Below are 12,616 nucleotides of genomic sequence, written 5' to 3'. Positions count from 1 at the left end.
GACATGACACCGATTGAGTATAGAAATGCCGCCTAGATATTCTACGAAGTAACTGTGTTAGATATGGGGTATTTACAGAAGCGCCTTGCTTTTAACTCAGCACTCTTCAGACTGGGTGATATAATGTTCACAATCTCTAAGCTCCCACTGAGTTTTGCAAAGTTTCGGAAGGAAGAAAATTTCACGTTCTTTCGGGGATAGGCAAGTTCTATTTTTAGGTAATTTTGACCTAACAAGATGAGCATCAGTATTGTAACTTATCTTATATACAGACAATGTGAATTCGTCCTCCACCGCGATAAATTGATCATCAGAGCTGAGCACTACCTTACGAACTTGTCCGGGAGTTTCAATTTCCAATAACGTTCCACGAGTATAAATTGATTTTACCAATACGCTATTCTCTTGGCTCAAAATTAAAAACTTGCTGTTCTGGCTAAACATTGAATAGTGACCTCCAGCTTCTAACCTGTATAAAACCTCTTCACCATCAACTTCCTCCATAGATTGAATTTTTTTGCCGGATTCAATGGACCAGACCTCACTGTCGCCGCTTTCTGAGTCCCAAAAGACATATTTATCATCTGGACTAAACGACACGAGTCTGACGTTATTGTCCACCTTGAATAATTGCCGAATTGAACCGCTTTCTACAGAATACACAACTACAAAACGCTTATCAGTACCATATTCTATCGCCACGTTTTTATTGTTTTTCGAAAAAAGCACATGTTCGATCAATTTCGAATATGACTGACCGGAATACTCGAATTCGCCAGAGATACGATGCGTACAATCACCATTTTTAATTGAGCAAATATCTATGAACTGATTGCCTAAGTAACTGCGTCGATCCATTTTTATAGCAATTTTTTCAGTACCTTCTATAAAGTTAACAGCAGTTATACCGCTGTTATATCCTAGAGAAAAACGTTGCACAATCTCACCACTATCAAAAGAGCGAATTTCAAGCGAGCCCATGCTTTCAATCGCTATATATTTTTGACTAGGATCTACATACACTTCGATTGCGAAGCCCACATTGTTGTGGATATATTCAATGCGATTCAAAAGCGTTCCATTGTTAATCGAGAATAAATCAACAAAGCGGGAGTCATAAGCTACAGCGAGAACACTATTTCCTGATCCAAAGTTTACTGATTTAACTGTTCCATCGAGTTTCTTTTGCGAGAAAACCTTTGATCCGCCTATAGACCAAAGAGTCACAGATCCTTCGTTGTTTATGGTCGCAATTTTTTGATTATCTGAACTGAAGTAACTAGTCTCAAACCCCATTGGATTATCAATACCATAAAAAAATGAAAGAGGAACATCTGATTTAAAATGCTGTAGAGGTTCAAAAGTTTTCACATCCCATACAATGATTTCACCACTAGAAGAAGTCGTAACCAGCATATTTCCATTTGGACTCAGCCCAAAGTCCATTACTGGTTCATCAGGTTCAATTTTTTTTATAAGGGTGCCATCAATTGCAAAAACAGATACTGCCGCATCGGTTTTTATAAAAAGTGCTTTATGATAGTCGCTCTTTAGTAATTTTACTCCTTTGTTGTTTATCGAAGAACGTAACCATTGATTGAAAAGCCATAGCTTTTCTTTCTCTGTCGTTAAGAACGATGTCAGCTCCTCAAACTTAGACTGGTCTGAAATGGTGTTTAGAGCTCTGTTATCATCTAAAGACCATAGTAAACTTATATCTGTATTCCGAATGTATAAATGTTGTCCGTCAGGGCTAATTGAAAAGTGAAGGAACTGGCTAATGCCAAATTTGTAAATCTCAGAAGGTTCGGAAAACTTTTCAATGGATTGTAACTCTTGGCCATTGTTCAAAGACCATATATGGAAAGTGCCACCTCTTGTAAACGTTGCAAGGGTGTCGCTTTCTTCGCTAAAGCTCAGAGCTTTAATTTTTGTCTGATGATTGAGGCTATGCAAGAGTTCTCCAGTATCTGAAGACCAAATAAAAAGCGTTGTACCGTCCTCAGAATCGCCTGTTATAAACCTCTTGCATGGACTCAACGTGGGCCTATATGAAAATGCGACGGGTATCACTGTAATTAATTCCCCCGTCTCCACGGAGTATAAGTTTGTGTCAGCCAGCAATGTCTTTCCAGACTTACTAAATGCAAGTTCAGACCAATTATCCATAGTGAGCCTGATGCTGTGTCTTTGCTCACCAGTTTTTGTTGACCAAATTGATATTTCACTTTCCTCTAGGCGTAAACTCGCAGTAGCGATTAGAGCTTGATTTTCACTTAAAGCTACTCGTTCAATTTCATCACGTTGGGTCAGAACCGCAAATTTGTCTTGATAGTGAGAGGCCACCGAAAGCGCCTCTGCAGCCTCAATAACAGATGGTCTAACCCCACCATACTCACCGGGGACAGCATTAAGGGCTAACAGTAATGCTGTGTCATAGTTGCCCTTTGCAATCTGCTCCTGTGCTAAATCTGCCAAAAAGAGGCTTTGTGTCGTTAATGCTTGATTTCTTTCTTGTATCGCAAGTTCTCTTTGTTCGTTTGCAAAAATACCTGCAGCAATCGCAACGACAGCCAATGTAGCTACTGCGCTTAACCATTGTCTGAGACGTTTTGCTCTCTTTTTTTCCAATTCCAATTGATAGGTTTTATCACGTTGTGTAAGGTCATCGAGTGGGACTCCGATGATTCCTGCAATAACCTTTAGGAGCATCAACTTCAGCTGCTTATCATAATTAGAGACGATATGGGTGATACTCTCTTTATCGAACTGTCTGTCCTCAAGGTACTCTTTCAAGGCTTGAGGTGTGGTCCATCCTTGTTCATCAACATGATTTAAAGTTACCCTAAAATCAGCTGCTACTGGCTCTGTTCTTTCAGTAGTCTGCTTTCCCCCCTTATCAAATACAAATTGCAGGGGTTCTGGAAAACATTCATCTTCCGCTTTGAAACCCAGCTTTATTTTTCCTCCATCTAAGCTTGTATTCGGCTCACCATCTATCATTGCAGCAATTATTCTGTCACTACGTCCCAGTCGCTTAAAGTAGCGGATTTCTTCAGCAACAAAAGTAGACGCTCTAGCTCTTGGTGAACAAAGAACAATCAGAAAGTTTGTATTATCGAGCGCTCTTGTTATGACATTTGAAAGGTCTGCATCAGCTGGTAGGGCTTCTTCATCACGAAATACAGGGAAAATCCGTTCAGGAATGGTCTCTCCTCGGCTGTTAGTTTTTCCAACCAAGTCTTCTGGTACTTGATAAGTCTCAATAGATTGGTGAAGCCAAGTCGCCCATTGACGACCAGATTCGATGTTGTCCGCATGCCTGTAAGAGATAAACGCGTAGTATTTTTTTTCGTTTTGGTTCATCTTTAACTGGCTACATAGTTGGAAAAAGTAAAGCGTAGTAGATATTCATAAATTAAGTAAAATACCAACGTGCACCTAAGTGGTATTTACTCTTTTTTTACAACCATACGAATGTCTGCCAAGAACAAGTTTTGAAAATCATCTACTCAGTTCACCCAAAATGTGAATGTCAGCTTAGATATTCTTTTCTGCAATTGGCTTCTCTTATTACCTGAACGACCGCTATACGTACATTCCGAACATTAAATCTTAATACAAGCTTGGGCTTCTAAGAGCTTTCTTTTTCACTCACACCCATTGGTCCTAAATCAACAAAGCTTTCCGCAATAAGCTTTAATGCATTTTCTGTTTCCTGGCTAATTGCTCGATGCTCTGATGGTGAGTCCTGAAAAACCAATAATCGAGATATATCTCCAGTCTGTAATGAATACATTTCAAGATTGATGTTAACGTCTGCAATTTTTACGAATAACAGCTTTCCCTTGTAGTTGTTTTCTCCAAGGCTTCGCTGAATATCAGTGATTCTGGTTGCACCCTCTCCAAACTCAGCCGCAACCGCTTTTGCAAATTCTTCTATAGTGATTTCATCTGGAAGAATGTAGTAACTTATCTTGCAATCGTTCCCAGATAGAACCCAAGATCGATCGTTTATCCCGTCTATGTCAGCCTTCCACACGAAAGACGCAGGGTATTCGAAATACACACTTCCATATGAAAAAGCTCTAGTCGCTGATGCATTTAATTTAACTTTAGGGTTATCGTATGAGCCGCTTATAGAAACCGTTTCTCCCAACTGTAGAGCCTGGGAATGACCGTCTATCTCTAAAATATACTCTAGAGGAGGCTCTTGACTCTCATCTATCGCTAAGCAGAATCCCGAAAATAAAAAACTGGTGATGAGCATGAATCTTTGCACTTTAAAATTCCTTTTTAACGTCAAGCTAAGGTATTAAATGTTGATGGTTGAATGATTGTCTATCACTGTCGAGCTTAACAAAAGAGAGCTTTTAAGTCGCCTGTTAAGAATTTCAAATCTTTCACTAAATCCTGCATGATGTGAGGCAAAAGGAACTATGCAACTGCTAAAAACTCGAAGATAGTGAGCTTAAAACCCAGCTCAGAAAAGCGCTGACTATCAGTTGTGAAGGCGCCTTCCATGTATGGATGCCTTTACATCACGCTAGCCCCTGTGCTCGGGCACGACTTAATGACAGCTTAGTTAGAATTGGACCGGCTAACTCGAAGAAAACAGTCGTACTAACAATAATGGTTAGTAACGTATGTTGATGCTCCGGAAAGTATTTTGACGCTGCAAGTGCCAAACCAATACCCACACCTGCTTGAGGTAATAGTGCAATACCAAGCCAATGCCTGGTGACTAAAGGGGCTTGGCTAATTACTGCGCCGACATAGGCGCCTAACCACTTCCCTGCCGTGCGAGCTAATATATAGACCAAACCTAGTAAACCCACACTAGCTAAGCCATCAAGCTGGATTGAAGCGCCCGCCAAAACGAAGAATAACACCATAAAAGGCCACTCAATATCCTCGATAGCATGGAAAGGGTAATCGTGATGTCGAGCTAGATTGGTAATACAAGCTCCCATAATCATCGCGGATATTAAAAAGGATACTTCTAGGTATTGAGCAAGACCGCCACATAGTAAAACGCACCCCATAGCCTCTATCAAGCTGGGTTGGCCTCGTTTGATCCGACCGGTTAGGTAGGACGCCGGTAATCCGATAGCGAGCCCTAAGAAAATCGCCCCACCGATGTCCCACATAACGCGATACACGGAGGCATCTGCCGCGTGACCATTCAACAAGGACGATACCGCGATACAGAGCCCGAACAAGAGTAGCGCCCACGCATCATCGGTCGCTACGATTGCCAATAGAGTCTCTGTGTAAGGACCGGCAAAGTGTGACTCTTGAATAACATCGTATATTGCTGCAGGTGCGGTCGCTGAAGCGATAGCTCCTAATAGCAACGCAACAACAGGAGACACTCCAATTAGCACGCACACAAGCGTTACAACAATTGCAGTAACAATTGCGCCACATAAGGATATCCAAAGTACATGTCTACCGTTACTTCGCAATTCTTTGATAGTCAGCTTGCCGCCCATTAGAAAGCCAACCATCAGCAGTGCAACGTCAGCGATTATGTCGAAGCGAGTTGATAAAGAGTCTGGAAGGATATTTAATCCCTGCTCTCCTACAGCTACTCCTAACAACAGTAATAGGGTAACGCGAGGTAGCGCTGTGCGTTGGCCAATGGTATTAACTAATAGGCTGAACAATAGCAAACCACCAACGGCAATAAACAGCGATGCTTGGCCAGATATGTCCATGTTAAATTCGCAAGTGAGAGTGGATAGCCGTTATTTAGGCACAGCCTAATTAAAAAACGCAATCGCAACTTGAGTGTAGGATGATCTATCGCAATAAAATTCGATAAACAAAACTGCGCGCAGATTTAATGTTACTTTCAAAAATCCGGTAACTTCGAGTAAAGGTTATCGCTCTAAGGTGTTAACCAGCTAACCAATAACGCTAGCGATATAACCAGTATTGCTACCATTACAACACCGACAACAACGTAGGGGACCACGCTTTGAGTCTGAAAATCGCGTTGATAGTTGGATTGGCTTTGGACACCGAAAAAACTCGCCAACACACTGAACAGTACCTGCTTCAGTGTAGGCTTATTTTCTGCCATCAATATACTTAGATTGAACTGGTAGGTGAAGAATGGAACGAATCGTCATTATCGGAATCGTCTGAATAAAGCAGTTCCAACAAATCCAAGAAGTGAAATTGGTAGCTTTGCGATTTTCCACCAATCCAATCAAACCAACTCACAGTTTCCTGTGCTGACACTTGGCAGGTAGTCACTGAGTGATTAGATTGTGCCTTGACCATCTCGCACTGTTCCATTAACTGCGATTCGACGGATCCTGTATGGAGCACAAAAACAATAGCCGCTGCTGATGCAGTCGCCGCGATGCTTAGTTTGCCAAACGACTTCCGGTTCATAGGCAAGACCTCATAGTACAAATAATGTTCTAAGTATAATCGTTTATTGTTCCACGGAAAAGAAACTTATCGAGAATTATTGTTTTTTGGTCTTAAAAAACAAAAAACACGGCCGGAGCCGTGCTTTTTTCAGGAGGCTTAGACTTAAAGAGAGAAAGTCTTACCGATAGTGAAGTACAACGATTCGCTATCGTCTAGTTCGCTACCACTTACCACTAGTGCAACACCTAGATCGAAACCTTCGTATTCAGTACCGTAACCGAATTCACCGTATTCACCCGAGAATTCACGGCCCCATTTACCAAAAGTCGCATAAAAACCTTCGTGTTCTAAGGTAACAGCAAGGAATTCATATTTAGATTCAGTGTTCGCTTCATCACCTACAACACCATCCCAGTCGCCGATGCTATATTCAAAGCTTACAAAATCATACGACAAACCGAAGTTTAACTCGTTGTATGCTGAGTCGAAATCACCTGTATACTGATAAGTAGTAAAGCCAACGCTTAAGCCCAAACCATTGTCTAGCTCTGTACCATAGCCTGCATACAAATCGACTTCTAAGCCGTCTTCAACTTCTGCACCCCAAGTTCCTACGTAGAAACCCTCTTCTGATTCGAAGTCAACGCCAGCGTATGCTGATGCAGATTCAGTCTGTTGAATACCACGGAAGTGGTAGTCAGACATTACACCTGCGTTAGCAGACCATTCTGCGAAAGCAGCCTGACTGGCCATCGTTGAACTAAGAGCAAGGGCAGTAAGTGCTGCTAGTTTGTTGAGTTTCATGTGTGTTCTCCGTTGATTTATATTCTTTTTCAATCTTGGTTGTACAATTTGCACAGTATAAAAATCCGCGCAAACCATTCTGTCAAATTGTGTTTGTTATTATTCTGTGCAATGTCACGCAAAAGTAATGCCGGTTTTTTTGCCACTGACTACAACTTCATAAATTTAACAAATCCTTGTTTTTAAAGCCTTTTTATTAAATTCAAAAATATACACATATAGGGCCAGAGGGCTAGCGTGCACTATTAGGCTTCAACTGCACCACTTTAGTGCTAAATATAAATTGTATCAAGGGTTAGTGATGATTTGATATGCTTCACTTATGTTGCATTTAATTTACTGAAGAACGCCATAGTGAAACCCTCATACCTGATCGCACCATCCATCCTCTCTGCCAACTTTGCTGCACTGGGCGACGACGTTAAGAAAGTACTCGAGGCTGGGGCTGACGTAGTCCATGTAGACGTGATGGACAATCACTATGTTCCAAATCTCACATTTGGCCCCATAGTTTGTAAAGCTCTGCGTGATTTTGGTGTAACAGCACCTTTAGACGTACACCTCATGGTTGAACCAGTGGATGAACTGATCAGTGCGTTTACCGACGCTGGTGCAGACTATATTAGTTTTCACCCAGAAGCCTCTAAGCATGTTGATCGCAGTATTCAGCTTATTATCGATAGTGGTTGTAAGCCCGGTTTAGTGTTAAATCCGGCTACGCCTTTGTCGACCTTAGACTACACATTAGAGAATTTGCATCACGTTTTGCTCATGTCAGTAAATCCTGGATTTGGCGGCCAAGCCTTTATTCCATCAACATTGGAAAAGCTTCGCCAAACAAAACAGATGATTACTGAGCGAGGCCTAAATACAAGAATTGAAATTGACGGCGGCGTAAAAGTCGATAATATTCGCCAAATCGCAGAAGCCGGAGCAGACATGTTTGTAGCCGGTTCCGCAATTTTTAATCAACCTGACTACAGTAAAGTGATCGCTGAGATGCGTCAGCAGTTAGCGTTAATAAATCAGATCTAATTTAATCAAACTCGACGAGACGTCTTAATGAGTAACAAACCTATAGTATTGAGTGGCTGCCAGCCGTCCGGACAATTAACCATTGGCAATTACATGGGAGCATTGCGCCAGTGGGTAGCGATGCAAGACAGTCATGATTGTCTCTATATGCTAGTAGATTTGCATGCAATTACAGTACGTCAGGAACCAAAGGCCCTGTATGAAGCTTGTCTTGATGGACTTGCATTATACATCGCGTGTGGCATCGATCCTGCCAAAAGTACAATATTCATTCAGTCACAAGTACCCGAGCATGCGCAGTTGTCATGGGTGTTGAATTGCTATGCGCAAATGGGTGAGCTGAATCGCATGACGCAATTCAAAGACAAGTCGTCAAAACACAGTCAAAACGTCAACGTTGGTCTTTATAGTTATCCAGTTCTGCAAGCGGCAGACATTCTCCTTTACCAAGCCAATGAAGTCCCTGTTGGCGAGGACCAAAAGCAGCACCTAGAGCTAACTAGAGATATCGCAACACGATTCAATAATCTATACGGTGATGTGTTAACGCTTCCTGAACCCTATATCCCGCAGCACGGTGCCCGTGTAATGAGCTTGCAAGATCCAACCAAGAAGATGTCGAAATCAGACACCAATCCAAACAATATTATTGGATTGTTGGAGGAGCCTAAAAAACTCAGCAAAAAAATTAAGCGCGCAGTTACTGACTCTGATGAACAAGCCCGCATATACTTTGACGTTGAAGAGAAGCCCGGCGTATCTAACTTATTGTCGCTGTTATCTTGCGCGACAAACACCAGCATTAATGACTTGGTACCACAGTACGAAGACAAAATGTATGGCCACCTTAAAGGTGACGTAGCTGATGCGGTGGTCGCTTTAGTCGAACCAATTCAAGCGCGCTACGAACAATTGCGCAATGACCGCGCTAGCTTAGATGACATTATGCGCGCTGGTGCCGATACCGCTTCCGAACGCGCGGCTAAGACGTTAGAACAGGTATATAACGCAGTTGGGTTTGTGCCGAAACCAAGATAACGCCGGTGTTACTGTTAATCGACAATTATGATTCATTTACCCACAACTTGGCCCGCTACTTTGTTGAGTTGGGCCAGCATGTGGAAGTTGTGCGCCATGACCAAATTGACATTGCCGGAATAACGGCACTCGCGCCAGAGTTTATCGTTTTATCTCCCGGGCCTTGTACGCCCAACGAGGCAGGCATTAGTCTAGACGTAGTTGCCACATTCAAAGGCAAGATACCTATCTTAGGCGTTTGCCTCGGTCACCAAACCATTGCTCAGCATTTCGGCGCATCCATCGTTAAGGCTCAAACGGTGATGCACGGTAAAACATCACTTGTCCATCATGCTGACAGCTGTTTATTCTCTAACGTAACATCACCATTTCAAGCAACGCGTTATCACTCATTGGTCATCGACCCTGAGTCTTTAGCGACTGAGTTTGAAGTTACTGCTTGGGTCGGCGAAGCTAAAGATAAAAGCGGCTACGAAATTATGGCAATCGAGCACAAGACTTTGCCGCTTTTTGGTGTGCAATTTCATCCAGAGTCGCTGATGACAGAATTTGGTCATCAAATTTTGTCGAACTTTCTCACCCATAACACACACGGCAATGACAGTCGCAGCGACTTGCGCTAAGATCTTGTTACAGATTAAAAAAATACAACAGAGCCCGCTGCTTGCGATATGACCACGAATATCGATAACCAATACATCATTATGAAGCATCGCTTTGAATGCTTAATGGTATCGACAGCAAAAGCGAATGATTTGGCTGGGCGTGAGTTGCCTGGCTACGTCAAGTATGAGGATTCTGAGCAAGGATTCGCGCGACGTGAGTTATTGCAGGTTGAAAAGCAGGCAATTGAAAACAAACAAATCGACGAAATTACTAATCAATCTTACGTCGATAGCGTCCGCAATGAATTTCACCGTACTTTGCTGAAGCACTTAGAAACTGAGCTACAAGACTACACGAGTATTTACCATCGCACCCTAAACCTAAATGACGCGTTGCCCGACCTACTGGATTTGCTGGCTGTTAAAGCTTGCACCATCGCCCGCTTAGAGCCTCTGGCTGCCCGTGTACCGTGGCTGTTTGAAGAGTTGTTAAAGGTCGTGAATGCACCGCAAAACAGGCGTCGAGACTCTCGCGGTCGCATTATCGTAGTAGAAACATTACGTGCAGCATTAAGCTTTATTAATATCGACAATTTGCAGTTGTTAATCCCCGCGTTGATCTTCCGACGTACCATCCCACAAATCACTGACCCGTTTCCACAAATCAAAGCACGTGCCTGGCAACAAGCATTGAATACAGGATTGACAGCAAGATTTCTGGCACCTGCAGCAGGCGTTCGTGCCAATGATGCTTATGTGTTAGGCATACTCCAAGGCATCGGTCGAAACGCTATTACGCGATTATACTTTCGCTTGTTCGAACGACTGCAACGTCATGAATTGGAAGTCGCTCAGGCCAAGAAGCAACGCAAGCAACACGATGCGTTAACCCAAATCGAACCTTCATCTAATTTCCTCATCGCTCTGTGGAATGACTATGCCGATAAGACCCTCGCTGAAACTTTAGAATACATGCACCTTAAGCGCCTATTCATTCACCCATCGGCGAAAACACTAGCAAATGGTCCAACACCTGGCGAACAAGATCCATTGGCAATATTGGTTGAAAAAGCGCGGACCTACGCACAGTTCAGGATGCTTAAAACCCAACGTTTAATTGAGCCAGACGAAGCCAAAGTGGTTTTGCGCACATCTAAAATACCAGCTTCTGAGATTGCCCAACTCAACAAACTGGACTTGAGCAAGTTACCGTTAAATTTAAAACCCGATTTAGACGAATACGAGTAAAAAATTTGTATATAAGTATGCAGCAGACCAAATAAACGACATACCCGCATCTATCCCTGACATCATCAGTCACTGTTAAACAACAAAGCATTCACGTACCAAATAGTTATGCAGTTTTATTGCAAATAGGTGCATAAAGCCTTTATTTACAAGGACTTCAGCCTTTTCAGGCAAGACAAATCTGGAATCTTTAGGCATAATAGGCGGCTAGTTTTTGCACACCAGCGGTATTTTCAAGCGCGCCTGTGCCCTACAAAGAAGAGGTTAGATTTATGCACGTCACTCGTGAAATGTTTAATGATGTAATGGTACCCAACTACAACCCTGCCAATATGATCCCCGTTCGTGGAGAAGGCTCTCGCGTTTGGGACCAAGACGGAAACGAGTACGTTGACTTTGCGGGCGGCATCGCCGTGAATGTTTTAGGTCACTGCCACCCTGAGTTGGTAAAAGTTTTAAACGAACAAGGTGCGAAATTGTGGCACTTGAGCAACGTATTTACCAATGAGCCATCGATTCGCTTGGCAAAGAAATTGACCGACGCGACGTTTGCTGATCGAGTGTATTTCGCCAATTCTGGTGCCGAAGCCAACGAAGCAGCGCTCAAGCTTGCTCGTCGTTTTGCGCTGGATCACTACGGTGAGAGCAAAGATCAAATCATCTCGTTCAAACAAGGTTTCCACGGCCGTACATTCTTCACTGTAACTGTGGGTGGCCAAGCAGCATACTCAGATGGCTTCGGTCCGAAGCCTGGTGCTGTTGATCACTGTGATTACAATGATTTAGCTGCTTTCGAAAAGCTTATTTCTGACAAAACCTGTGCCGTAATGATGGAACCTTTGCAGGGTGAAGGCGGCATAATTGTGCCAGATCCTGACTTTGTAAAAGGCGTCAGAGAACTATGCGACAAGCACAACGCACTATTGATCTTTGATGAGGTTCAATCAGGTGTTGGTAGAACTGGCCACCTGTATGCTTACATGGGTCTGGGTGTAACGCCAGACATCCTAACTACAGCCAAATCATTGGGGGGCGGATTCCCTATCGGCGCGATGTTAACCACAACTGAGATTGCAGCAAGCTTAAAACCAGGTACTCATGGTAGTACATACGGTGGTAATCCGCTTGCTTGTGCGGTTGCAGAAAAAGCACTTGATATTGTCAACACTGAAGAGGTGATGCAAGGCGTGTTGGCAAAAGAAGCTTTGTTCCGCAAGCACTTAGACGCAATCAACGAAAAATATCATGTCTTCAGCGAAATTCGTGGTCAAGGTATGCTACTTGGCTGTGCTTTAAATGATAAATACAAAGGTCGTGCACGTGACTTCATGATGGCAGCAACTGAACATCATTTGATGTGTCTTGTTGCGGGCGCTAATGTTATACGTTTTGCACCTTCACTGGTTATTCCTGATGAAGATATCGAGCTTGGTTTGGCGCGTTTTGAAAAAGCCGTCGCACAAGTTGTGAACGCAGAGCAGGATTCTGCCGCTTAATAG

General features: G+C 43.0%; 11 protein-coding genes. 5 read left to right on the top strand and 6 right to left on the bottom strand.

Translation table 11 applies throughout. The features are described from left to right. Positions 1-96 precede the first annotated feature (96 nt). From QTP81_RS11705 to QTP81_RS11680, 6 genes are all read right to left on the bottom strand, one after another. A complete protein-coding gene (locus QTP81_RS11705) occupies positions 97-3,366 on the bottom strand; it encodes a WD40 domain-containing protein (RefSeq protein ID WP_289365697.1) in 3,270 nt (1,089 codons plus the stop codon). A gap of 268 nt (positions 3,367-3,634) precedes the next feature. After that, complete coding sequence (locus QTP81_RS11700; RefSeq protein WP_289365696.1) at positions 3,635-4,282, bottom strand: hypothetical protein; 648 nt, start codon at positions 4,280-4,282, stop codon at positions 3,635-3,637. 259 nt (positions 4,283-4,541) lie between these two features. Beyond that, positions 4,542-5,720, bottom strand: coding sequence for a cation:proton antiporter (locus QTP81_RS11695; protein WP_289365695.1), 1,179 nt, complete (start codon positions 5,718-5,720; stop codon positions 4,542-4,544). Between the two features lie 173 nt (positions 5,721-5,893). Next, positions 5,894-6,088, bottom strand: a complete 195-nt coding sequence (locus QTP81_RS11690) for a DUF2970 domain-containing protein (RefSeq protein ID WP_289365693.1) — start codon at positions 6,086-6,088, stop codon at positions 5,894-5,896. Positions 6,089-6,096: 8 nt separating this feature from the next. After that, positions 6,097-6,405: a hypothetical protein gene (locus tag QTP81_RS11685; protein ID WP_289365691.1), complete on the bottom strand. Its 309-nt coding sequence runs from the start codon at positions 6,403-6,405 to the stop codon at positions 6,097-6,099. 144 nt (positions 6,406-6,549) lie between these two features. Beyond that, a complete protein-coding gene (locus tag QTP81_RS11680; RefSeq protein WP_289365690.1) occupies positions 6,550-7,191 on the bottom strand; it encodes a TorF family putative porin in 642 nt (213 codons plus the stop codon). A 354-nt stretch (positions 7,192-7,545) separates the two neighbouring features. Between QTP81_RS11680 and rpe the strand changes: the two genes are divergently transcribed. The 5 genes from rpe (at position 7,546) to QTP81_RS11655 (ending at position 12,613) form a co-directional block, all read left to right on the top strand. Next, positions 7,546-8,226: a ribulose-phosphate 3-epimerase gene (gene rpe / locus QTP81_RS11675; RefSeq protein ID WP_289365689.1), complete on the top strand. Its 681-nt coding sequence runs from the start codon at positions 7,546-7,548 to the stop codon at positions 8,224-8,226. 27 nt (positions 8,227-8,253) lie between these two features. After that, positions 8,254-9,264, top strand: coding sequence for a tryptophan--tRNA ligase (gene trpS, locus QTP81_RS11670; protein ID WP_289365688.1), 1,011 nt, complete (start codon positions 8,254-8,256; stop codon positions 9,262-9,264). Between the two features lie 5 nt (positions 9,265-9,269). Next, a complete protein-coding gene (locus QTP81_RS11665) occupies positions 9,270-9,887 on the top strand; it encodes an anthranilate synthase component II (RefSeq protein WP_289365687.1) in 618 nt (205 codons plus the stop codon). Between the two features lie 48 nt (positions 9,888-9,935). Next, entirely contained in the window at positions 9,936-11,117 is a 1,182-nt protein-coding gene (locus QTP81_RS11660) for an HDOD domain-containing protein (RefSeq protein ID WP_289365686.1), read from the top strand. A gap of 272 nt (positions 11,118-11,389) precedes the next feature. Then, positions 11,390-12,613: an aspartate aminotransferase family protein gene (locus tag QTP81_RS11655; RefSeq protein WP_289365685.1), complete on the top strand. Its 1,224-nt coding sequence runs from the start codon at positions 11,390-11,392 to the stop codon at positions 12,611-12,613. Positions 12,614-12,616 lie beyond the last annotated feature (3 nt).

The sequence above is a fragment of the Neoalteromonas arenosi genome, from assembly GCF_030362855.1.
In the GTDB taxonomy this organism is placed as follows: Bacteria; Pseudomonadota; Gammaproteobacteria; order Enterobacterales; family Alteromonadaceae; genus Alteromonas_E; species Alteromonas_E arenosi.
The sequence above is the reverse complement of the archived record's forward strand: the minus strand, read 5'-3'. Positions and strand labels throughout refer to the sequence as shown.

Coding starts and splice junctions, on each gene's coding strand:
- QTP81_RS11705 (WP_289365697.1), bottom strand. CDS start 3,366: ATGAACCAAAACGAAAAAAAATACTACGCGTTTATCTCTTACAGGCAT.
- QTP81_RS11695 (WP_289365695.1), bottom strand. CDS start 5,720: ATGGACATATCTGGCCAAGCATCGCTGTTTATTGCCGTTGGTGGTTTG.
- QTP81_RS11690 (WP_289365693.1), bottom strand. CDS start 6,088: ATGGCAGAAAATAAGCCTACACTGAAGCAGGTACTGTTCAGTGTGTTG.
- QTP81_RS11685 (WP_289365691.1), bottom strand. CDS start 6,405: ATGAACCGGAAGTCGTTTGGCAAACTAAGCATCGCGGCGACTGCATCA.
- QTP81_RS11680 (WP_289365690.1), bottom strand. CDS start 7,191: ATGAAACTCAACAAACTAGCAGCACTTACTGCCCTTGCTCTTAGTTCA.
- trpS (WP_289365688.1), top strand. CDS start 8,254: ATGAGTAACAAACCTATAGTATTGAGTGGCTGCCAGCCGTCCGGACAA.
- QTP81_RS11660 (WP_289365686.1), top strand. CDS start 9,936: ATGACCACGAATATCGATAACCAATACATCATTATGAAGCATCGCTTT.
- QTP81_RS11655 (WP_289365685.1), top strand. CDS start 11,390: ATGCACGTCACTCGTGAAATGTTTAATGATGTAATGGTACCCAACTAC.